This window comes from Sulfitobacter sp. 1A13496 (genome assembly GCF_043557225.1).
GTDB classification, from domain to species: domain Bacteria; phylum Pseudomonadota; class Alphaproteobacteria; order Rhodobacterales; family Rhodobacteraceae; genus Sulfitobacter; species Sulfitobacter faviae.
In genome coordinates this window covers 631,672-652,314 of the sequence record NZ_JBIFFP010000001.1, presented here as the reverse complement: position 1 = coordinate 652,314, position 20,643 = coordinate 631,672, and the positions used below count along the sequence as shown (strand labels likewise).

Annotated in this window: 19 protein-coding genes; 10 read left to right on the top strand and 9 right to left on the bottom strand. The window is 63.3% G+C overall.

Features of this window, described 5'->3' with window-relative positions:
* Positions 1-26: 26 nt before the first annotated feature.
* On the top strand, positions 27-1,100 hold the full coding sequence (locus ACGYLX_RS03170) for a YeeE/YedE family protein (RefSeq protein WP_168612025.1): 1,074 nt from the start codon (positions 27-29) through the stop codon (positions 1,098-1,100).
* Here ACGYLX_RS03170 and ACGYLX_RS03165 read toward each other — a convergent pair.
* The 4 genes from ACGYLX_RS03165 to ACGYLX_RS03150 form a co-directional block, all read right to left on the bottom strand.
* Positions 1,036-2,304 (bottom strand): DUF3422 domain-containing protein, encoded by a 1,269-nt coding sequence (locus ACGYLX_RS03165; protein ID WP_168612024.1) that lies wholly within the window; start codon positions 2,302-2,304, stop codon positions 1,036-1,038. The two genes, ACGYLX_RS03170 and ACGYLX_RS03165, sit on opposite strands and share 65 nt — an antisense overlap.
* Positions 2,305-2,514: 210 nt before the next feature.
* On the bottom strand, positions 2,515-3,948 hold the full coding sequence (locus ACGYLX_RS03160) for an NAD(P)(+) transhydrogenase (Re/Si-specific) subunit beta (RefSeq protein WP_168612023.1): 1,434 nt from the start codon (positions 3,946-3,948) through the stop codon (positions 2,515-2,517).
* Between the two features lie 13 nt (positions 3,949-3,961).
* On the bottom strand, positions 3,962-5,536 hold the full coding sequence (locus ACGYLX_RS03155; RefSeq protein ID WP_394447266.1) for a Re/Si-specific NAD(P)(+) transhydrogenase subunit alpha: 1,575 nt from the start codon (positions 5,534-5,536) through the stop codon (positions 3,962-3,964).
* Positions 5,537-5,780: 244 nt separating this feature from the next.
* Complete coding sequence (locus ACGYLX_RS03150) at positions 5,781-6,497, bottom strand: porin family protein (RefSeq protein ID WP_168612021.1); 717 nt, start codon at positions 6,495-6,497, stop codon at positions 5,781-5,783.
* 236 nt (positions 6,498-6,733) lie between these two features.
* Here ACGYLX_RS03150 and ACGYLX_RS03145 point away from each other — a divergent pair, with 236 nt between their 5' ends.
* Both ACGYLX_RS03145 and ACGYLX_RS03140 read left to right on the top strand, forming a co-directional pair.
* Positions 6,734-7,486, top strand: coding sequence for an SDR family oxidoreductase (locus tag ACGYLX_RS03145; protein WP_168612020.1), 753 nt, complete (start codon positions 6,734-6,736; stop codon positions 7,484-7,486).
* Between the two features lie 44 nt (positions 7,487-7,530).
* Positions 7,531-8,118: an REP-associated tyrosine transposase gene (locus ACGYLX_RS03140; RefSeq protein ID WP_394447264.1), complete on the top strand. Its 588-nt coding sequence runs from the start codon at positions 7,531-7,533 to the stop codon at positions 8,116-8,118.
* Positions 8,119-8,265: 147 nt separating this feature from the next.
* Here ACGYLX_RS03140 and ACGYLX_RS03135 read toward each other — a convergent pair whose 3' ends face one another.
* The 3 genes from ACGYLX_RS03135 to ACGYLX_RS03125 form a co-directional block, all read right to left on the bottom strand.
* The gene (locus tag ACGYLX_RS03135) at positions 8,266-9,048 is read right to left on the bottom strand and encodes a gamma-glutamyl-gamma-aminobutyrate hydrolase family protein (RefSeq protein WP_168612018.1); all 783 of its coding nucleotides are present in this window, start codon (positions 9,046-9,048) and stop codon (positions 8,266-8,268) included.
* 58 nt (positions 9,049-9,106) lie between these two features.
* Positions 9,107-11,269: a malate synthase G gene (locus ACGYLX_RS03130; protein ID WP_168612017.1), complete on the bottom strand. Its 2,163-nt coding sequence runs from the start codon at positions 11,267-11,269 to the stop codon at positions 9,107-9,109.
* Positions 11,270-11,359: 90 nt separating this feature from the next.
* Positions 11,360-11,584, bottom strand: coding sequence for a hypothetical protein (locus ACGYLX_RS03125; protein WP_168612016.1), 225 nt, complete (start codon positions 11,582-11,584; stop codon positions 11,360-11,362).
* 103 nt (positions 11,585-11,687) lie between these two features.
* On the opposite strand from ACGYLX_RS03125, the gene pepN reads away from it, so the two are divergent.
* Positions 11,688-14,246: an aminopeptidase N gene (gene pepN, locus ACGYLX_RS03120; protein WP_168612015.1), complete on the top strand. Its 2,559-nt coding sequence runs from the start codon at positions 11,688-11,690 to the stop codon at positions 14,244-14,246.
* Between the two features lie 22 nt (positions 14,247-14,268).
* Positions 14,269-14,700 carry a hypothetical protein gene (locus ACGYLX_RS03115; RefSeq protein WP_394447261.1) on the top strand — a complete coding sequence of 144 codons (432 nt, stop codon included), beginning with the start codon at positions 14,269-14,271 and terminating at the stop codon, positions 14,698-14,700.
* Position 14,701: 1 nt separating this feature from the next.
* On the opposite strand, the gene ACGYLX_RS03110 is transcribed toward ACGYLX_RS03115, so the two are convergent.
* Positions 14,702-15,463 carry a transglycosylase SLT domain-containing protein gene (locus tag ACGYLX_RS03110; RefSeq protein WP_394447259.1) on the bottom strand — a complete coding sequence of 254 codons (762 nt, stop codon included), beginning with the start codon at positions 15,461-15,463 and terminating at the stop codon, positions 14,702-14,704.
* A 231-nt stretch (positions 15,464-15,694) separates the two neighbouring features.
* Here ACGYLX_RS03110 and ACGYLX_RS03105 point away from each other — a divergent pair, with 231 nt between their 5' ends.
* From ACGYLX_RS03105 to ACGYLX_RS03090, 4 genes are all read left to right on the top strand, one after another.
* The gene (locus tag ACGYLX_RS03105; RefSeq protein WP_394447257.1) at positions 15,695-16,969 is read left to right on the top strand and encodes a hypothetical protein; all 1,275 of its coding nucleotides are present in this window, start codon (positions 15,695-15,697) and stop codon (positions 16,967-16,969) included.
* Positions 16,970-17,040: 71 nt separating this feature from the next.
* Positions 17,041-18,555 carry an Asp-tRNA(Asn)/Glu-tRNA(Gln) amidotransferase subunit GatB gene (gatB, locus tag ACGYLX_RS03100; RefSeq protein WP_168612013.1) on the top strand — a complete coding sequence of 505 codons (1,515 nt, stop codon included), beginning with the start codon at positions 17,041-17,043 and terminating at the stop codon, positions 18,553-18,555.
* Positions 18,552-19,037 carry a thioesterase family protein gene (locus tag ACGYLX_RS03095; RefSeq protein WP_394447256.1) on the top strand — a complete coding sequence of 162 codons (486 nt, stop codon included), beginning with the start codon at positions 18,552-18,554 and terminating at the stop codon, positions 19,035-19,037. The genes gatB and ACGYLX_RS03095 overlap by 4 nt, the downstream gene beginning before the upstream one ends.
* Positions 19,038-19,082: 45 nt before the next feature.
* Positions 19,083-19,571 carry a DUF4177 domain-containing protein gene (locus ACGYLX_RS03090; RefSeq protein ID WP_168612011.1) on the top strand — a complete coding sequence of 163 codons (489 nt, stop codon included), beginning with the start codon at positions 19,083-19,085 and terminating at the stop codon, positions 19,569-19,571.
* A 9-nt stretch (positions 19,572-19,580) separates the two neighbouring features.
* Here ACGYLX_RS03090 and ACGYLX_RS03085 read toward each other — a convergent pair whose 3' ends face one another.
* Positions 19,581-19,838: a BolA family transcriptional regulator gene (locus ACGYLX_RS03085; protein ID WP_067263286.1), complete on the bottom strand. Its 258-nt coding sequence runs from the start codon at positions 19,836-19,838 to the stop codon at positions 19,581-19,583.
* Between the two features lie 77 nt (positions 19,839-19,915).
* Here ACGYLX_RS03085 and ACGYLX_RS03080 point away from each other — a divergent pair, with 77 nt between their 5' ends.
* The gene (locus tag ACGYLX_RS03080) at positions 19,916-20,542 is read left to right on the top strand and encodes a J domain-containing protein (RefSeq protein WP_168612010.1); all 627 of its coding nucleotides are present in this window, start codon (positions 19,916-19,918) and stop codon (positions 20,540-20,542) included.
* The last annotated feature ends 101 nt before the right edge of the window (positions 20,543-20,643 follow it).

Here is a 20,643-nt window from a genome sequence, read left to right as displayed (position 1 = left end):
TAATTCCGTTTTTGAGGGTTTTCGCGATGTTTGAGTCTTTCGGCTTTGAAGAGACGACAGCAAAAGAGGCGTCCGTTCTGCTGGCGGCCCTCATCGGGCTGGCGTTCGGCGTGCTGGCGCAGCGCACGCGGTTTTGCTTTCGCCGCAGCCTCGTGGGCGAAGACCGACGCCAAGCGCTTGGCATCTGGCTGACCGCACTGGCGCTGGCCGTGATCGGCACGCAGGCCGCCGTGTCCGCCGGATGGATCAGTTTTGAGGCGCATCGCTTCATGGCCAGCGACGTGCCGCTTTTGGCGATTGCCCTGGGTGGGCTGCTCTTTGGCGCGGGCATGGTGCTGACACGCGGCTGCATCTCGCGCCTCACGGTGCTGACTGGCGGCGGCAACCTGCGGGCGGCGCTGGTGGTGCTGGTCTTTGCCGTGGTGGCCCATGCGACGCTGAAAGGCGTCTTGGCACCGCTGCGCGTGGCGCTCGGCTCCGTCACCGTGAATATGGGAGAGAACGTGAGCCTCGCCGCCCTGCCCGGCGGTGCGCTGCTCTGGGCGGGTGTGATCGCGGTAGCGGCGCTGGCCTATGCGCTGCGCTCGGGCAACCGTCCGGGGCAACTGGCGATGGCGGCGCTGATCGGTCTCTTGGTCCCCGCCGCATGGGTGGGCACCGGGTTCATCCTGCTTGATGAATTCGACCCGATCGCGATGGAGAGCCTCAGCTTCACCTCCCCCTCCGCCGATACGCTGTTTTGGACCATCGCCAGCAGTTCGATCCCCGCAGGCTTTGGCACTGGGCTATTGGGCGGCGTCTTTGTCGGTGCGCTGATCGCCAGCCTTTTCGCGCGGGAGTTCCGGTGGCAGAGCTTTGACGCCCCCCGCCAGACCGGGCGCTACCTGACCGGGGCCGCCATGATGGGCGTGGGCGGGGTGCTGGCCGGGGGCTGCACCTTGGGCGCGGGGCTCTCCGGGGTGCCGACGCTTTCGGTCGCAGCCATCGAGGCCATCGTGATGATCGCTTTGGGCGGCTTGGCCATGCAGGCGCTGCTCAACCGATCTTCCGCCGCAGACGGCGCAGCGTCCACCACACGCCAAACACAACCGGCAGAGTGACGGCGGCGGTCAGCAGCCCTTTGCTGACCCCAAGTGGCGCAGCGAGCGGGTAGAGCAGATAGCCCACCAGCGACACCGCGTAATAGCTGATCGCCACAACAGACAGCCCCTCTACAGTATGTTGCAGGCGCAGTTGCAGATCGGCGCGGCGGTCCATACTGGCAAGGATCGCTTGGTTCTGGGCCGATCGTTCCACATCCACCCGCGTCCGCAAAAGATCCGCTGCCCGCAGTGCCCGCGCGGCGAGGGTCTGCAAGCGCGTCTCGGTCGATTTCACCGTGCGCATCGCGGGCGCATAGCGGCGCATCATGAACTCGCCAAAGCCCTGCCGCCCCAGAAAACGCGCCTCACGCAGGGCCGAGATACGTTCATAGACGATGGCCTCATAGGCGCCCGTGGCGGCGAAACGATAGGCGGTCTCCGCCGTCAGCGCCTCCAGCGCGACCGACACGTCCAAAAGCGCGTGCAGCGTTTCCTCAGCCGCCGTGCCCGCCCCGCTGCGCATCGCTCCCATGAGCGTCGAGAGCTGCCCGTCCAGATCGTTCAACGCCCCGGCCATGTCGCGCGCCTGCATGAAGCCCAGCATCGACATCGCCTTATAGGTCTCGATCTCGCAGAGCCGCTGCACGATCCGCCCGATCCGCCGCTGGCCTGTCGTTGCATCGGTGAAAAGCGCGAGGCGCAGATGGCCTGCGGGGTCGATCCGAAAGTCGCTGGCCACCACCGCGGCCCCGTCAAGCACCTCCGCCACGGCGAGGCTTTCGGGCACGAACCAGTCTTGCAAATGCGCCGCGATCTCATCGTCGGCTTCCGGCTTCGGCAGCACCGCAAGCAGGGCCGAGGTGATCCGCTCCCCCTGCACTTCGGCCAGCCAATCCTCTGGGAAGGCGTCGAAATCAGAGGCGGCGAAAGGTAGGCTCCGGCCTGAGGGGGCGATGACCGTATAGGTGACGAACTCGGTATGCTGCTCCCATTTCAGGGTGAAGCGGCCCATCTCTCCGTAATAATGCGTGGCCGCCGCATCGGCGCGCGGGGCGCCGTAATGGGCCAGCAGCGCGTTTAACTCGGCCTGCGGCACGGCATCCGGCGCGGGTTTCACCGCGAGAAAGGCAACCCGAGAGGGCGCGGCAAGCTGCGGAAACGGGCGCGCGTGCATTTCGCCGGTAAGGGCAAGCCGCTGCGGGTGGTCTTTGATCGGGGCCATGACGGGGTCCGCTGTTGGGTGTATCCCGTCAAGAATAGCGTCATTGCCGCCGATGAACAGTGAAAAATCACGTCTTTTCAAAAGGTTGATGCATACCGAGGTATACCGCAAGGCCATAACGGCAAACGCCCCACCGTTTCCGGCGGGGCGCTCATGCGGTGGGCTGGGAATGTTGCAAAAACTCCCGGCCGTTTTCTTTAAAAGAAAACGTTAGTCGATCAGCGGCAGCAACTTGTCGAGGCTGGCCTTGGCGTCACCGTAGAACATGCGCGTATTCTCCTTAAAGAACAGCGGGTTCTCGATGCCGGAATAGCCCGTGCCTTGCCCGCGCTTGGAGACGATGACGGTCTTCGCCTTCCAGCATTCCAGCACCGGCATCCCGGCGATGGGGCTGTTGGGATCGTCCTGTGCGGCGGGGTTCACGATGTCGTTGGAGCCGATGACGATGGCGACGTCGGTCTCGGGGAAGTCGTCGTTGATCTCCTCCATCTCCATCACGATGTCATAGGGCACCTTGGCCTCGGCCAAGAGCACGTTCATATGCCCGGGCAGACGGCCCGCCACCGGGTGGATGGCGAAACGCACGTTCTTGCCCTTGGCGCGCAGCTTCTTGACCAGATCGCTGACAGCACCTTGGGCCTGCGCCACCGCCATGCCGTAGCCGGGGATGATGATGACGCTGTCGGCCTCGTTAAGCGCCTGTGCCACACCGTCGGCCTCAATCGCCACCTGCTCACCCTCGACCTCCATCGCCGGGCCAGCGCTGCCGCCGAAGCCGCCGAGGATGACCGAGATGAAGCTGCGGTTCATCGCCTTGCACATGATGTAGCTGAGGATCGCACCCGAGGAGCCGACCAGCGCGCCGACCACGATCAACAGATCATTGCCCAGCGAGAAGCCGATCGCCGCCGCGGCCCAGCCCGAGTAGCTGTTCAGCATGGAGACAACCACCGGCATGTCCGCGCCGCCGATGCCCATGATCAGGTGATAGCCGATGAAGAGCGCCGCCAGCGTCATGACAAACAGCGGCAGGAAGCCCCCGGTGTTGAAGTACCAGATCAGGCAGAGCAGCGAGATCACCGCCGCAGCTGCATTGAGCAGGTGACCGCCCGGCAGCTTGGTGGCGGCAGAGCTTACGCGGCCCGCGAGCTTGCCATAGGCGATGACAGAGCCAGTGAAGGTCACCGCACCGATGAAGACGCCGAGGAACAGTTCGACCCGCAGGATCGCGATCTCGACGCTGTCCTTCTTGGCCAGCAGGGCGGCGAAACCCTCGGTCGCCTTGCGCGCCACATCGTCCATCGCCAGCACGTTGCCCAGTTCGATATGAGCGTTGTAGCCCACGAAGACGGCGGCGAGGCCCACGAGGCTGTGCATCGCCGCGACAAGCTCGGGCATCTGCGTCATCTGAACGCGGGTGGCCAGCTGGTAGCCGATGGCACCACCGGCGGCGATCAGGATCAGCGAGAGGAGCCACAGCCCCGCCCCCGGCCCGATCAGCGTGGCGATGACCGCCAGCGCCATGCCGGCGATGCCGTACCATACAGCGCGTTTCGCGCTTTCCTGCCCCGACAGACCGCCGAGCGACAGGATGAAGAGAACCGCTGCGACCACATAGGCCGCTGTCGTGAATCCGTATTCCATGATGCTCGCTCCTTCAGGATTTCTGGAACATGGCGAGCATGCGCCGTGTCACGAGGAAGCCGCCGAAAATGTTGATCCCACACATAAAGACCGACAGGGCAGCAAGAAGGATCACCAGCCAAGAGCCCGAGCCGATCTGCATCAGCGCGCCCAGAATGATGATCGAAGAGATCGCGTTGGTCACCGCCATCAGCGGCGTGTGCAGGCTGTGCGCCACACCCCAGATGACTTGGAAACCGACGAAGACCGCCAGAACGAAGACGATGAAGTGCTGCATGAAGCTGGCGGGGGCCACGAGGCCCACACTCAGCAGCAGTGCCGCACCCACGGCCAGCAGCGTGACCTGGTTCTTGGTCTGCTGCTTGAAGGCCGCCAGTTCCTCGGCGCGCTTTTCCTCGGGCGTCTTTTCCTTGACCTTTTCCTTCTTCGGCGCCGCTGCAATGGCCGCGACCTTGGGCGGTGGCGGTGGGAAGGTCACTTCCTTCTCGTGGGTGATGGTGGCGCCGCGGATCACGTCATCTTCCATGTCGTGGTTGATGACCCCGTCCTTCTCGGGCGTGAGGTCCGCCATCAGGTGACGGATGTTGGTGGCGTAAAGCGTCGAGGCCTGCGTCGCCATGCGCGAGGGGAAATCGGTGTAGCCGATGATGGTGACGCCGTTATCGGTGACGATCTTCTCGTCCATCTTGGTGAGCTTGCAGTTGCCGCCCTTTTCCGCGGCCAGATCGACGATCACGGAGCCGGGCTTCATCGCCTGCACCATGTCCTCGGTCCAAAGCTCCGGCGCCTCGCGATTGGGGATCAGCGCCGTGGTGATCACGATGTCCACATCGGGCGCCAGCTCGCGGAACTTGGCAAGCTGCGCTTCGCGGAATTCGGGAGAGGAAACAGAGGCATAGCCGCCCGAAGCCGACCCATCGGCCTGTTCTTCTTCAAAGTCGAGATAGACAAACTCAGCGCCCATCGATTCGACCTGTTCGGCCACTTCGGGGCGCACGTCGAAGGCCAGCGTGATCGCACCGAGCGAGGTTGACGTGCCGATGGCGGCAAGGCCCGCAACGCCCGCGCCGACGACCAGCACCTTGGCCGGGGGCACCTTGCCCGCCGCGGTGATCTGACCGGTGAAGAAACGGCCGAAGTTGTTGCCTGCCTCAATCACGGCACGGTAGCCCGCGATGTTCGCCATCGACGAAAGCGCGTCCATCTTCTGGGCCCGGCTGATGCGCGGCACCATGTCCATCGCCATGACGGTCGCCCCCTTGGCGGCGGCGGCCTCCATCAACTCGGTGTTGCCGGCGGGGTTGAACATGGAGATCAGCGTCTGGCCTGCGCGCAGGTGCTTCACCTCCTCCTCGGAGGGCGGGCGCACCTTGGCGACCACATTGACGGCCTCGTAAAGCGCGGCGGCGGATTGCACCACCTCGACATCCGCGGCTTCATAAGCGGCATCGTCAAAGCCCGCAGCCGCCCCGGCGCCCGTCTCAATGACGCAGCTATGCCCGAGCTTTTGCAGTTGCAGCGCGCTTTCCGGGGTCATCGCGACCCGGTTCTCGCCCTCAAATATTTCTTTTGGTGTCCCGATCTTCAAACCAAGAGTCCCCCTTTGCTGGCCCGTCGCGCCGCTCTGGCGCAACTTTGTTAGTCAGAGCGATAGCGCGCGCGCAGCAATAGTACAAGCAAACCGCGGGGTGAAACGGTGCAAAATTGCTGCACCGCGACATCGGAAGAACGGTTTGCTGTTTTTGGCGCAGAGATAGAACAGCCGTTCCACCCTGCGCCAGTAGCATGGCCCGAGGGCCATGCCGAAGTGTCAAACGACGGCTAAGTCGCGATCAAAGACCGGGGATCAGACGCGCCAAACCGCGCTGGTCGAAAGTGGTGCCACGATCCGCGCCGAAGTTGATTTCGCCGCCCAGACCTACGAAGGGCTCGGACTCGCTGATGCTGCCCACGTCCACCTTGGCAGACCCGACTTCCAAGAACAGATTGGTGGTCGGGGAAACCTCACGATCGAGCCGCATGGCAAAACGCGACAGGTCGTCTCCATCGCTGCCTAGCCGATCATAGGAGCCGCTGATGCCAAAGCCTTCCGCCAGCGCATAACGCGCCTTGATACCGCCAAGCGTGCCGTCGCCTGCATCGGTATCGACATGGGCCAGATAGCCTTCGAAGTCCCAATCTAGCATTTCATAGCCTGCTTCGAGACCCAAGATATCCGCATCTCCGCCCAAGGCTTCCTCCCGGGTGTAGAAGGCCCCGAAAGAGGTTGCTTCATCCCAGTGGTAAATGCCGTGCAGGCCCAGCAAATGGCTGTCTTCATCGACAAAGTCGAAGTCGCTGTAACCGGCGTCGAACTGCAAGCTAAGGTTGCGGTTAAAGCCAAGCTCTACCGACCCATCAAGGCCAAGCCGGCTGAAATCGGTGTCGTCCGCGAATGCGGAATAGGAAAGCCCGACCGATCCACCCGTCACTTCGACCGCCTGCGCTGTGGTTGCCCCAAAAGCGAGGGCTGCGGAAAGGGCGAGAACTGAAAATTCGATGTGTTTCATTTTACTGCTCCAATGGTTCTAGCAAGGCCCTGTCATCAGGTTACCCATCCGACCAGTGCGCCAAGGCGGCGAGCGCTGCAATAGTCCGGCGTAAGGCTTCCGCAATTGTGATCGGCGGGCGGCAAGATTTGGCCTATCGCCGTGCCAGCCGCCCCGCACATAACGCCCCGTCATCACAAGCTGCCTATTGTACTGCCGCCCCCTCCGCGCCACCCTGCCCGCAAATGGGAGGCTTTATGACACTGAAAGACAAACACGCATTCATCACCGGCGGCGGCACAGGCATCGGGCTTGCCATCGCGCAGGACTTGGCCGCCAAGGGCGCAAAGGTCACCATCACCGGGCGGCGGCAGGAGGTGCTCGACGCCGTGTCAGGCAATGGCATCAGCGGCATGGCGATGGACGTGCGCGACGAGGCGCAGGTCACCGACACCATCGCCCGCGCGGTTGAGGCCAATGGCCCGGTGCAAATCTGCGTGGCCAATGCGGGCGTGGCCGAAGGCCGGTCCCTGCATAAAACCGACCTCGATTTTTGGCGCGACATGATGGCGACCAATCTCGACGGGGCCTTTCTCACCATCCGCGAGAGCCTGAAATCCATGCGCCAGACCGATTGGGGCCGGGTCATCGCCGTGTCCTCCATGGCCGGGCTGCGCGGCCTGCCGGGGGCAGCTTGCTACTCGGCCTCCAAACACGGGATGATCGGGCTGATCCGCTCGCTCAGCGAAGATTACATGGGCCAACCCTTTACCTTCAACGCGCTCTGCCCCGGTTACGTCGATACCGAGATCATCGCGCGCAACACGCAGGCGATCTCCAAACGCGCCGGGCTGTCCGAGGAAAAGGCCCGCGATGTCATGGTTAATGCCAACCGCCACAAACGCCTGATCGCGCCCTCGGAAGTGGCTGCCGCGGCGGCATGGCTGGTTGGCGAAGGCTCCGAAAGCATCAACGGCCAGTCGATCGAAATCGCTGGCGGGCAAATGTAGCGCCGTTAAGGTTGCTTTAACCAAGCTGCGCCAAGCTCAGGGCCATGAGAGACAGCCCTTCATCCCATTGCCCGAACAGCTATTTCTTTACCCTGCGCCTTGCGCGGCGCGATGATGATGCGCTGCTGCGGCATATCACGGCCCTGCGCCAAGCGATGCGTGAGACTTTGGCGCGCAAACCCTTCCGGATCGATGCCATCGCCATCTTGCCGGATGTGCTCCATACGGTCTGGACCCTGCCGCCGAACGATACCGATTACGGCAACCGGATCGGCATGTGGAAGGGGCGGTTTTCCCGCCATCTCCCCCCGGCTCCGCATTGCAGTCTGCGGCAGATCAAACGGGGCGAGAAAGGGATTTGGCAGCGGCGATTCTGGAAGCATCGGATCCGCGACCCCGCAGATTTCAAACGGCATTGCAGCTTGGTGCACCTCAGCCCCGTCCATGCAGGCTATTGTGACCGTCCTGAGGCTTGGCCTTACAGCTCCTATCGCCGCGCCTGCTCAGGTCCGGCAGCGCTTCAGGGCGCAGAGGCGGGGCCGCTAGAGGAGGACGCGGTCTTGGATGATGATGTGACGCCGCTGAACCACGCGGCCCAAGCTGTTGCGCCATTGAGCGGGCTGCACAGTTGAGAGGCGTTGAGATAAGGCACTTGTTGACGGCGCGATCGGAGTCGCGGGGGGCCGACAGAACGACTGCATCGCGATGCAGGCTGCCGCGCCCCGAAAAGCGCGGCGCGCGGTCATCGAGAGTGCAACGCGCGCGCCCTGTGCCCGGCCCTATTGCGCGGCGGTCATCACCGGCATGGCCGATCCATCTGCCGCCCAGGCCCGCACCGCCGCGCCGAAATGTTCGAACAACGGGCGCGAAACGGGGTCATTGGCCGCATTCCACTCGGGATGCCACTGCACGGCGAGGGTAAAGCCCGGCGCGTCTTTGATATAGATCGCCTCGGGCGTGCCATCATCCGCGTGGCCGTCGATCACCACGCGCGGACCGGGTTCCTTGATCCCCTGCCCGTGCAGCGTGTTGGTCAGCACTTTGGACGCGCCCATCACACGGTGGAACACGCCGCCTTCGGTAAAGCTCACGTCATGGCGCAGTTCAAATTTCTCTTCGATGGTGCCATCGGGGGGCATGCGGTGGTTCATTCGCCCCGGCAGATCGCGGATCTCAGGATAGAGCGACCCACCCATGGCGACGTTCACTTCCTGAAACCCGCGGCAGAGGCCGAGGAAGGGTTGGCCCCGCGCCACACAGGCCCGTACCAGCGCCAGCGCGACGGCGTCGCGCGCGCGGTCAAAGGCACCGTGGGCCTCCGTCTCAGGCTCACCATATTCTTCGGGATGCACATTGGGGCGCCCGCCGGTCAGCAGGAAACCGTCGCAGACCTCCAGCAATTCCTCGACCGAGACAAAGCGCGGATCGCTCGGCACGATGAGCGGCAGACAGCCCGAAACCTCGGCAATCGCTTCGGTGTTCATCTGCCCGCCTGCGTGGACGGGGTATTGATCGTTCAGCAGGTAGGAATTGCCAATGATACCAACGACGGGTCGGGCCATGAGTTACCTCTTATTCACCATGGCCCGAACATAGGCGCTTCGCGCCGCGGTCTCAACCTCAGCTCTGCGCCTTCAGCTCCAACCGGCGCGCGTGCAGCACCGGTTCGGTATAGCCCGAGGGCTGTTCGCGCCCCTTCAGCACCAGATCGCAGGCCGCCTGAAAGGCCACCCCGTCAAAGCCCGGCGCCATGGGGCGATAGCTGGGATCGTCGGCGTTTTGACGGTCAACCACGGCTGCCATTTTTTTAAGCGCGGCCTCGACTTCCTCGCGGCTGATGACGCCGTGATGCAGCCAATTCGCCAGCGCTTGGGCCGAGATGCGGCAAGTCGCGCGGTCTTCCATCAGGCCCACATCGTTGATGTCCGGCACCTTGGAACAGCCGACGCCCTGATCGATCCAGCGGACGACATAGCCCAGAATGCCCTGCGCGTTATTCTCGATCTCGCGGGTGATTTCCTCGGTGCTGAGGTTGCGGCCTTCCATCACCGGGATGGTCAGCAGCGCGTCAAGCGTGGCACGTGCGCCGCCCTCTTTAATCTCCTCCTGCCGCGCCAAGACGTTAACCTTGTGGTAATGTGTAGCGTGCAGGGTAGCCGCGGTGGGCGATGGCACCCAGGCGCAATTGGCCCCGGATTGGGGGTGGCCGATCTTGGCTTCCAGCATCTCGGCCATACGGTCGGGCATGGCCCACATACCCTTGCCGATCTGCGCGCGGCCCTGCAAGCCGCAGGCAAGGCCGATATCGACGTTGCGATCCTCATAGGCGGCGATCCAAGCGCTGTTCTTCATCTCGCCCTTGGGCACCATCGGCCCGGCTTCCATACTGGTATGGATCTCGTCCGCCGTGCGGTCGAGGAAACCGGTATTGATAAAGGCCACCCGGTGTTTCGCGGCGCGGATACATTCCATGAGGTTGGCGCTGGTGCGGCGCTCTTCGTCCATGATGCCGAGCTTTACGGTATATTGCGGCAGGCCGAGCGTCTTTTCCACATGGGTGAAAATCTCGTCGGCAAAGGCCACTTCCTCGGGCCCGTGCATCTTGGGCTTCACCACATAGACGCTGCCGGTGACCGAGTTGCCGCCCGCGCGTTTGAGGTCATGAATGGCGATCAGCGTGGTCACCATGGCATCCATCAGCCCTTCGCCAATCTCGCGCCCCTCACGGTCGAGCACGGCGGGGTTGGTCATCAGATGGCCGACATTGCGCACCAGCATCAGCGAACGGCCCTTCAGCGTGACCTCCCCCTCCCCATCGGGCGCGGTATAGCGACGGTCCTCGGCCATGCGGCGGGTGACGGTCTGGCCGCCTTTTTCAAAGGTCTCGGCAAGGTCCCCTTTCATCAGCCCCAGCCAGTTGCCATAGGCCAGCACCTTGTCTTCGGCATCCACCGCCGCGACGCTGTCTTCGCAATCCATGATTGTCGAAAGCGCGGATTCGATGATCACATCGGCGACGCTGGCGGGGTCGTCCTTGCCGATGGCGTGATCGGGGTCGATCTTGATCTCGATGTGCAACCCGTTGTTGCGCAAGAGGACCGCGTCGGGCGCCTCCGCCGCGCCTTGGTAGCCCGCGAACTGCGCGGGATTGGCCAAGCCGCAGGGCGCGGCATCCTGCGCCATTACAGCTTCAAGGTGCCCGTCCACAACGCGATACCCCGCCAAATCTGCATGGCTGCCCGCCGAAAGCGGCACGGCGTCATCCAAAAAGGCTTTTGCCCGCGCCACCACCCGCGCGCCCCGCTCCGCATCATAGCCCTTGCCCACCGGCAGATCGCCCAGCGCATCGGTGCCATAGAATGCGTCATATAGGCTGCCCCAGCGCGCATTGGCGGCGTTGAGCGCGAAGCGTGCGTTGGTGATCGGGACGACAAGCTGCGGCCCGGGCACCTGCGCGATTTCGGGGTCTACGTTTTGCGTCTCAATCTGGAACGCCGGGCCTTCGGGCAGAAGATAGCCAATCTCGCGCAGAAAGGCGGTGTAGCTTTCCGCGTCATGCGGCTTGCCTGTGCGCGCGCGGTGCCAGTCGTCAATCTTGGCCTGAATTTCGGACCGTTTTTCAAGCAACGCACGGTTCTTCGGCCCAAGGTCATGCACAAGGTCCGACAGCCCCGCCCAAAAGACATCCGCGTCTACACCCGTGCCCGGCAGCGCCGATCCTTCGATGAAGTCGATCAGTGCGGGCTCTACCTGCAAACCGTTCTTGTCAATTCTACCCGTCATTCTCCGCCCTCTCCCGCGCTGGATACCTTTGTGAAAGGTCTAGCAGAAAGGCAAAGCGGCGCAAGCGCGGGCAGGCAGGCGGTAGCGCCGCTAGTCGGCAACCGGCTCCGGGGTGGCGATCACCGGCTCGGCGTCCGCCGGGCCATCGACGGGCTGCACCTCACCTTCCGGCGAGGGGTCGGTGGCCTGCAACACCGCGTAGACGATGCCGGCAATCATCAAGAGCGCCCCTGCGATGATCGCGGTTTTGATACCGATCAAAGCGGGACGATGACGTTTCTTCTGCGTTTCGGTATCGGTGTCGGGGGCGGACATGGATACACCTCATTGCTCGAAGTTGGGGCAGCTCGGCTTGCAGGCCGCCTTCTGGAGACATAACATTTCCCAGACCAATTACGTTCCCGCGACTGGAGGCCCAATGCGCGACGCCACCCCCCAAACGATCTATCTCAGTGACTACCAGCCCTTCGGCTTTCTGGTGGATGAGGTGGCCCTGACCTTTGACCTCGATCCCCATAAGACGCGGGTTAAAAGCCGCATCGCCTTTCGCCCCAACCCGGCGGCGCAGGAGGCTGACTTTTTCTTGCATGGTGAACAACTCAAGCTTGTCTCTGCGCAGATCGACGGCAAGCCGGTCACCCCGAAGGTGACAGAACGCGGTCTGACCTGCGATGTGCCCGACGGCCCCTTCATTTGGGAGGCCGAGGTTGAAATTGACCCCAAGGGCAACACCGCCCTCGAAGGGCTTTATATGTCGGGCGGCATGTATTGCACCCAATGCGAGGCAGAAGGCTTTCGCAAGATCACATATTACCCCGACCGCCCCGATGTGATGAGCGTCTTCACCGTTACCATCAACGGCCCGCATCCCGTTCTGTTGTCCAACGGCAATCCCGTGGCGCAGGGGCAGAACCATGCCGAGTGGCATGACCCATGGCCCAAGCCTGCCTATCTTTTCGCGCTGGTGGCGGGCGATCTGGTCGCCCATTCCGACCGTTTCACCACCATGTCGGGCCGCGAGATCGATCTGAACCTCTATGTACGCCCCGGCGACGAAGGCAAATGCGCCTTTGGTATGGAGGCGCTCAAAGCCTCAATGAAATGGGACGAAGAGGTTTACGGTCGTGAATACGACCTCGACATCTTCAACATCGTTGCGGTCGATGATTTCAACATGGGCGCGATGGAGAACAAGGGGCTGAACATCTTCAACTCCGCCGCCGTTCTCGCCTCCCCCGAAACCTCGACGGATGATAATTTCGAGCGGATCGAAGCGATCATCGCTCATGAGTATTTCCACAACTGGACCGGCAACCGCATCACCTGTCGCGATTGGTTTCAACTCTGTCTCAAGGAAGGGCTGACCGTCTACCGCGACGCGCAGTTCACCTCGGACATGCGCTCTCCGGCGGTGAAACGCATTGGCGATGTGATCGACCTGCGCGCACGTCAATTCGCCGAGGATCAAGGCCCGCTGGCCCACCCGGTACGGCCCGAAAGCTTTCAGGAGATCAACAACTTCTACACCGCCACCGTCTATGAGAAGGGCGCCGAGGTGATCGGCATGCTCAAAACCTTGGTGGGCGATGACGCCTATGCCAAAGCGCTGAACCTTTATTTCGAGCGTCACGACGGCGATGCGGCGACGATCGAAGATTGGCTGAAGGTCTTCGAAGACACCACGGGCCGCGATCTGACCCAGTTCAAACGCTGGTATTCGCAGGCGGGCACGCCGCGTCTTTCGGTGGTGGAGGCTTGGGATGCGGGTAAAGGCATCTTCACGCTGACCTTCACCCAGCACACCCCGCCCAGCACCGCCACGCCTGAGCCGAAACCGCAGGTTCTGCCGATCACCGTGGGGCTGATCGGCGCGGATGGAGCCGAAGTGGCCCCCTCTCGCGTGTTGGAGATGACCGAGGCCGAACAGAGCTTTACCTTCGACGGGTTGGATGCGCGCCCCGTGGCCTCGGTGCTGCGCGGTTTCTCCGCCCCGGTGGTGCTTGCACATGACCTCTCGAAAGAAGAACGCCTTCTGCTGCTGGCCCATGACAGCGATCCCTTCAACCGGTGGGAGGCCGGGCGCACTTTGGCGCGGCAGTCTTTGCTGGCGACGATCACCGAAGGCAGCGCACCGGATGCTGAATGGCTTGCCGCACTTCAAGCTGTACTCGGGGATGAGACGCTTGAGCCCGCCTACCGCGCGTTGATGCTGGGGCTGCCCAGCCACGCTGATCTGGCCAGCACCCTGCATGACGCAGGCAAAACGCCGGATCCGGCGGCGATCCATCAGGCGGTGGAGGCCACCCGCTATGCCATGGCCGAGCGTTTTGCCGCGCTGCTGGGCGATCTTTATGACCGCCACAGGGTCGACGCCCCCTATCAGCCCAATGCGGCGCAATCGGGCAAACGCGCCTTGACCAATGCAGCACTTGCCCTGCTGACCCGCGTTGAGGGACCGGCGCGCGCGCAGGCGCAGTTCGACGATGCCGACAATATGACCCAACAACTCAGCGCCCTCGCCGCCCTGCTGCGTGCGGGCCAAGGTGACAAGGCGCTGGCCGCCTTTGAGGCGCAGTGGCGGGAGGACCGTCTGGTGATGGACAAATGGTTCGGGCTGCAAGTCAGCCAAGCCGCGCCGGAAGAGGCGGCCGAAGTGGCGCGCCGGCTTGCCGAGCATGCCGATTTCAACTGGAAGAACCCCAACCGTTTCCGCGCGGTCTTTGGCAGCCTTGCCATGCATCACGCAGGGTTCCACCATGAGAGCGGCAAGGGCTACGCCCTGCTGGCCGACTGGCTGATCAAGCTCGACCCGGTCAACCCGCAGACCACGGCGCGGATGTGCTCGGCCTTCCAGACATGGCGGCGCTATGACATGGCGCGGCAAGATATGATCGAGACCCAACTTGACCGCATCCTCGCCAGCGCCGATCTCAGCCGGGACACCTCCGAGATGCTCAGCCGCATTCGCGGTGCCTGACACGCCTATTCAGACAAAGGGCATGGCGGCCTATACTTACCGCCGCCATGCCCGCAGCCGAACGGCCCTGTTGCTGTTGCCCATGATCTGGGCGGCCCTCACGGCGGCGTGGCTCTGGCTTGACGCCTCGGGCTGGATCATCGGGCTGCTGGGGCTTTTTACCCTGCCCGCGCTATGGGAGGTCTTCAGCAATCCAGCCAGCGGCCTGACGCTCGACCAGCACAGCCTGTCGTGGTTCACCGGCAAACGGGATGCGAAAATCGCGCTGGCGCAGGTCGACCGGGTTCGGCTTGATACGCGGCTTGATATGTCCGTGCGCGCCACGGTCATTCTCCGCACCGGGCGCAAGATCAAACTGCCTTTCGAGGCCACCCCACCGCACCGCGCATTGGAAGCCGCGCTACAGACACGCGGCATCAACACAGAGCGGCATCACTTCACGCTGATCCAGTAATCTACGGACGGCTGCGGGGCCGGGTCGCGTTCAACGGCTTGCAATAAGACTGCTGCCGCAGCCAGCGGGACATATCCGCCCGTTTGGACGCGCTGCGCATCGGCCCCCAATCGGCCCCGACGCCGCGCCGCCCGTTTCCGGCGATCACCCCATCGCGCGGCACGGTCGTCGCCATGATGCGCACGGCACAACTCAGGTTCGCGGCGCCGTTCTTGAGCGCATCCCCACTGCCGACGTTACATTTATAGCCCCGCGCGGTGCCGGGCAGGATTTGCAACAACCCGTACCAGCGTCCGCCCCCACCCACGGCCCATGACCGATAGGTGCTTTCATGTTTGGCCAGCGCCGACATGAAGCCGACCCAAAAGGCCCGGCGCTGGCTGTCGGATGCCGTAGGATAGGCCGGGCACCACTCCGCCACATCGGCGGGCACCATATCCACCAAGGGCTTGCCATGGGATTTCAGCGCCGAGATCGCCGCGCGGGTCCAAAGCGAATGCCCCCGCATATGCTGCCAGCGCGTACGCGGCAGATTGCCCGGACGCGCGGGCGGGCGGAGCGTTGTGGTAAAGGGCGCGGTTTCAAGCGCGGGCGGTTCGTCCTCGGTCTCGACCGCATCAGGGAAGGACAAAGACGTGGCGGCGGTCTGCACCACGTTATCCACCTCCACCACCGGGGCGGGCTGTTTGGGCAGTTCGGCCCAAATCATGGTGGGGCTGGCGCAGAGCAAGAGGGCGATCATGGCAGGTTTCATGTCGCGCATAAGACCGCCCCAAAACGCGCTTGGCAAGCGCGGCAGCGGCGCGGGATCGGCAGATTTCCTCTGATCGGGAAACAGCGCCCGCCGCGCCGCCGGATTGTCGCGAAGGATCGCCTCCGCCTGCCCAACCGCGCTGCAGAATTTTCCCGAAAGCTCCGCACGCCGGACACGGTTCCGCCCCATTGCCCGGTCAAACCTAAATCATCGACAAACAGCAGGCAGGACCGGCCCCAGATGAAGAAACTCTCGCATATGATCCCGTCCGCCTTGCAAGGGTTCTTTGCCAAGCCCGCACCGCAAGCGCCCGAGTTCGAGCCGCTGGAAATGCCGCTCCTGCGCCGCCGCGCGCCACGCGACGCGCTGCTGCGCATTTCCTGCCCCGACCCCAACGCCGAAGAAATGCAGCGCGACCGTCACCAGTACCGCGCGCAATGGTTGGTGCGCCAAGAACGTTGGGAGGAGATGGCAAAGCTTTTGCAAGAAGCCGACGAGAACCGCGAGATGACACCGGGTGCCATGCCGGTGGCCGAGCTGATGGCCTTTGGCGCGCGGGCGGATGTGATTCTCGCCGCGGAACATGCGCTTTACGACGGCAAACCGGCGAGTGACGCGCCCCTGATGGCCGGGATCGAAGCGCTGGAACATGTGCTGGCCGATCACGCCGACAGCACGATGATCGCGGCCATCGTGGCGCAGGCGCATATGGACATCGGCTGGGCGTGGCGCGGCACGGGCTGGGACAGCGACGTGCCCGCCCGCAACCATGCGGCCTTCGCCGCGCATTTTGAACGCGCCGAGCAAATCCTCGCGCCATTCGACAAGGACACAGCAGCCTCGCCCCTGCTCGCGGCGACGCACTGTGCCCTGCTTGGGGGAACCGGCGGTGACGCCCGCGCCGTGGCAGACCGCTACGCCCGGCTCATCGACCTGAACCCCGCAAACCCGCGCCCCATGCGGGCCATGGGCAACCACCTTCTGCCGCGGTGGCATGGCTCATATGACCAGTTGGAACTTGAGGCCCGCCGCACCGCCGCGCGGACCCAAGAGACATGGGGCGCGGGCGGCTACACTTGGGTGCAATTCGACGCGATCAGCTGCGATGCGCAGGCCTGTGCCAACCTAGATGTGCCGTTTTTCATCGAAGGGCTGCACGACATCCTCGCCCGCCGCCCCGATCCGCATACCGCCAACCTGCTGGCGGCCTATTGCGCCAGCGCCATCGGTCAGGCGGCAGAGACAGAGGATGCCGCCGGGGCCGTCCGGGCCGAGATTGCCGATTGCGCGCGTTGGATCGTGCGCGACCACATGACGGAACTGCACCCGATGCTCTGGGCCCACGCCGCGCGCGGCTTTGACAACAACCTGCGCGTCCGCTCCGCCCGGCGCTTTGCCGCCTCGGGCCGGGACGAGGCCATGCGCATCATCACTGGCCTGTTCCAACGCGAGATCGAAGCGGGCAAACGGGTCATTTTCACCGAAGGCCGCCGCCAGATTGCTGTGCCGGGCTAAGCCTGCCTCTTGAAGCGCGTGGTGCGCTCCAGTATGACCGGCCAAGTTCCAATTGACCGAAGGCGGCCGCGATGCTTGATCTGAGTTACGATACCCCGAAACCGCGCGTGATTGCCGGTGCCAAACATGACTGGGAACTGGTCATCGGGATGGAGGTCCACGCGCAGGTCGCGTCGAACGCGAAACTCTTCTCCGGCGCCTCCACCAAATTCGGCGCCGAGCCCAACAGCAACGTGGCCTTCGTCGATGCCGCCATGCCCGGCATGCTGCCGGTGATCAACGAATATTGCGTCGAACAGGCCGTTCGCACGGGGCTTGGCCTGAAGGCCGAGATCAACCTGAAATCTGCCTTCGACCGCAAGAACTACTTCTACCCCGACCTGCCGCAAGGCTATCAGATCAGCCAGCTCTATGAGCCGATCGTCGGCGAAGGCGAAGTGCTGGTGGAACTGGGCGACGGCACTGCGCGCTTGGTGCGGATCGAACGCATCCACATGGAGCAGGACGCGGGCAAGTCGATCCATGACATGGACCCGAACATGTCCTTCGTCGATCTGAACCGCACCGGCGTCTGCCTGATGGAGATCGTCTCCCGCCCCGACATTCGCGGGCCCGAGGAAGCCGCCGCCTATCTCGCCAAGCTGCGCCAGATCATGCGCTACTTGGGCACCTGTAACGGCGACATGCAGTCGGGCGCGATGCGCGCGGACGTCAACGTCTCGGTCTGCCGTGTGGGCCAATACGAGAAATATCAGGAAACGCAGGATTTCTCGCATCTGGGCACCCGCTGCGAGATCAAGAACATGAACTCCATGCGCTTCATCCAGCAAGCCATCGAAGTCGAAGCCAAACGCCAGATCGCGATTGTCGAGGCCGGTGGCGAGGTCGTGCAGGAAACCCGCCTCTTCGACCCCGACAAGCAGGAAACACGCTCCATGCGCTCCAAGGAAGAAGCGCATGACTACCGCTATTTCCCCGACCCCGATCTGCTGCCGCTGGAGATCGAACAGGCATGGGTGGACGACATCAAAGCCAATCTGCCCGAACTGCCGGACGAAAAGAAATCCCGTTTCATTAATGACTTCGGTCTGTCGGACTACGACGCCTCCGTGCTGACCGCCGATCTCGACAGCGCGGGCTATTTCGAGGCCGTGGCGAAGGGCCGCGACGGCAAGATGGCCGCGAATTGGGTCATCAACGAGCTTTTCGGCCGCCTCAAGAAAGACGACAAGGGCATTACTGAAAGCCCCGTCACCCCGGCGCAATTGGGCAGCATCGTCGATCTGATCGCCTCGGATGCGATTTCCGGCAAGATCGCCAAGGAAGTCTTTGAAATTGCATATACAACCGGGCGCGAGCCGGAAGAAATCGTGGAGACTGAGGGCCTCAAGCAGGTGACCGATACCGGCGCCATTGAGACGGCAGTGGACGAGATCATCGCTGCCAACCCCGCGCAGGTCGAAAAGGCCCAGCAGAACCCGAAGCTGGCGGGCTGGTTCGTCGGTCAAGTGATGAAAGCCACGGGCGGCAAGGCCAACCCCAAGGCCGTCAACGAAATCGTGTCGCGCAAGCTCGCCCAGCAATGAGCGACGCCCCGGCCCCCTTCCGTTCGGGCGAGATGACGGTTCTCCCCGAATGGATCGATTTCAACGGCCATCTGAACATGGCCTATTACAACGTCCTGTTCGATCAGGGCGTCGACCAAGCCTATGGCGAGATCGGTCTGGGGCCGGAGTATCAACGTACGGGCTGCACCACCTATGTGGCCGAGTTCCACGTCTGCTACCTGCGCGAACTGCATGAGAGTGACCGCGTCTATACCACCTTCCAATTGCTCGACCATGACGAGAAGCGGTTTCACAGCTTTCAGGAACTGTGGCACGTCGACGGCTGGCTTGCCGCCACCGCCGAGGGGCTGACGCTGCATGTGGACCAGTCCGGCCCGCGTGTGGCCCCCATGCCGGACCATATCCTGACCCGTCTTGACGCGATGCGCCGCAGCCATGCCAAACTGCCCAAACCGGCGCAGGCCGGTCGCAGCATCGGCATCCGCCGCAAATCCGCCTGAAACTCACCTGACGCGGCTTATGTCGCCAACCCAGCCGAGGCCCCTATGCGCTACGAATACAAGATCCTTCCCGCCCCCAGCAAAGGGCAGAAAGCCAAAGGTCTGAAAGCCCCCGAAGCGCGTTTCGCCAAAACCTTGGAAGAATGCCTCAACGAACAGGCCGCCGAGGGCTGGGAATACCAGCGGGCCGAGACCTTGCCTTCGCAAGAGCGTTCGGGTCTGACCTCGACCACCACGGAATGGCGCAATGTGCTGGTGTTCCGCCGCTTGGCGACCGCCGCGGGCCAGCAGGAGGATGGCGATCTGCTGCCGCCAGCCACTGCCACTGCAACGCCTGCCTTGGCCGCCACGATCGAAGGCGAAGATACCGCGCTCCAGGCCGATGCGCCCGCCTCTATCACGCCCGAGGATGACGCGCCCGCGAAAGAGGAACCCGCCAAAGCGGCGACGCCGCCTGCGTTTCTGTCCGGCCCCTCAACGGATGAAGCTTCGCCGCAAGGCAGCGACGAAGACGACGATAAGACAAAGCCCTAAACGCGGCGCTTATTCGTCCAGGTCAAGCGCCAGCGCGTGAATGCGCCCCATCAGGTCCGGCCCCAACGCGCTGTGCACCGCCCGGTGCCGCGCCAGCCGGTTCTGGCCCTTGAAACGCTCTGACCGGATGCGCACGTTAAAGTGGCTTTCGCCCCCCTCCTGAAATCCGGCATGACCGCGATGGCTTTCGCTGTCATCCACCACTTCCAGTTCACGCGGCGCAAAAGCGGCTTCCAGCCGATCCGAAATCTCTTGTGTTGTGGACATGTTTTTACCCCCGGCCCCCTTCAATCCTGCGACGCAGGGTATATGGTGACCGGCCTGAGTCGGAAAGGTCTATCCACATGCCAAAACCTGATCCCTTCGGATTCGACATGTCCGTGTCGTCCTCCAAAAAGAAAAACCCCCGCGGCCGCCGCGGCATGTCCGGTGCGTCGGAAACCTCGACCCGGATTTGCGACCACGAAGGCTGCGACGAGCCGGGCAAGTTCCGCGCGCCCAAAGCGCCCGATGTGCTGGATGACTACTTCTGGTTCTGCCAGAAACACGTGCGCGAATATAACGCGAAGTGGAGCTTCTTTGACGGCACCACCGAGGCCGAGATGAACGCGCAGATGTCCAAAGACAAGGTCTGGGAGCGCACCACCAAACCACTGGGCGACCCCGAGCAGCGCGCATGGGCGCGTCTTGGCATCGAAGATCCCCATCAGGTGCTGGGCAAGAACGCAACCCAGAACCCCGGCAAGGGCCAGCAAGCGGGCCGCCGCCTGCCGCCCACCGAACGCCGCGCGATCGAGATTCTCGAAGCCAAAGACACTTGGACCAAACCCGAGGTGCGCAAAGCCTACAAAGCGCTGATCAAGGTGCTGCACCCCGATATGAACGGCGGTGACCGCAGTCAGGAAGAGCAGTTGCAACTGGTCGTCTGGGCATGGGACCAGATCAAAGGCAGCCGCAACTTCAAGGACTGATCCCGCGACCGGACCAGCGGCCGGTTGCGGATAATGCCAGTTGCCCCCTTCCCCTTGCGGATATGCACGATATGTTGCACCAGATACGCGCGCGGCCCCGA

What these genes read in the sequence shown, in the direction of transcription:
- ACGYLX_RS03170 (WP_168612025.1), top strand. Translation starts at nt 27, where the DNA reads ATGTTTGAGTCTTTCGGCTTTGAAGAGACGACAGCAAAAGAGGCGTCC.
- ACGYLX_RS03165 (WP_168612024.1), bottom strand. Translation starts at nt 2,304, where the DNA reads ATGGCCCCGATCAAAGACCACCCGCAGCGGCTTGCCCTTACCGGCGAA.
- ACGYLX_RS03160 (WP_168612023.1), bottom strand. Translation starts at nt 3,948, where the DNA reads ATGGAATACGGATTCACGACAGCGGCCTATGTGGTCGCAGCGGTTCTC.
- ACGYLX_RS03150 (WP_168612021.1), bottom strand. Translation starts at nt 6,497, where the DNA reads ATGAAACACATCGAATTTTCAGTTCTCGCCCTTTCCGCAGCCCTCGCT.
- ACGYLX_RS03145 (WP_168612020.1), top strand. Translation starts at nt 6,734, where the DNA reads ATGACACTGAAAGACAAACACGCATTCATCACCGGCGGCGGCACAGGC.
- ACGYLX_RS03140 (WP_394447264.1), top strand. Translation starts at nt 7,531, where the DNA reads ATGAGAGACAGCCCTTCATCCCATTGCCCGAACAGCTATTTCTTTACC.
- ACGYLX_RS03135 (WP_168612018.1), bottom strand. Translation starts at nt 9,048, where the DNA reads ATGGCCCGACCCGTCGTTGGTATCATTGGCAATTCCTACCTGCTGAAC.
- ACGYLX_RS03130 (WP_168612017.1), bottom strand. Translation starts at nt 11,269, where the DNA reads ATGACGGGTAGAATTGACAAGAACGGTTTGCAGGTAGAGCCCGCACTG.
- ACGYLX_RS03125 (WP_168612016.1), bottom strand. Translation starts at nt 11,584, where the DNA reads ATGTCCGCCCCCGACACCGATACCGAAACGCAGAAGAAACGTCATCGT.
- pepN (WP_168612015.1), top strand. Translation starts at nt 11,688, where the DNA reads ATGCGCGACGCCACCCCCCAAACGATCTATCTCAGTGACTACCAGCCC.
- ACGYLX_RS03115 (WP_394447261.1), top strand. Translation starts at nt 14,269, where the DNA reads ATGGCGGCCTATACTTACCGCCGCCATGCCCGCAGCCGAACGGCCCTG.
- ACGYLX_RS03110 (WP_394447259.1), bottom strand. Translation starts at nt 15,463, where the DNA reads ATGCGCGACATGAAACCTGCCATGATCGCCCTCTTGCTCTGCGCCAGC.
- ACGYLX_RS03105 (WP_394447257.1), top strand. Translation starts at nt 15,695, where the DNA reads ATGAAGAAACTCTCGCATATGATCCCGTCCGCCTTGCAAGGGTTCTTT.
- gatB (WP_168612013.1), top strand. Translation starts at nt 17,041, where the DNA reads ATGCTTGATCTGAGTTACGATACCCCGAAACCGCGCGTGATTGCCGGT.
- ACGYLX_RS03095 (WP_394447256.1), top strand. Translation starts at nt 18,552, where the DNA reads ATGAGCGACGCCCCGGCCCCCTTCCGTTCGGGCGAGATGACGGTTCTC.
- ACGYLX_RS03090 (WP_168612011.1), top strand. Translation starts at nt 19,083, where the DNA reads ATGCGCTACGAATACAAGATCCTTCCCGCCCCCAGCAAAGGGCAGAAA.
- ACGYLX_RS03085 (WP_067263286.1), bottom strand. Translation starts at nt 19,838, where the DNA reads ATGTCCACAACACAAGAGATTTCGGATCGGCTGGAAGCCGCTTTTGCG.
- ACGYLX_RS03080 (WP_168612010.1), top strand. Translation starts at nt 19,916, where the DNA reads ATGCCAAAACCTGATCCCTTCGGATTCGACATGTCCGTGTCGTCCTCC.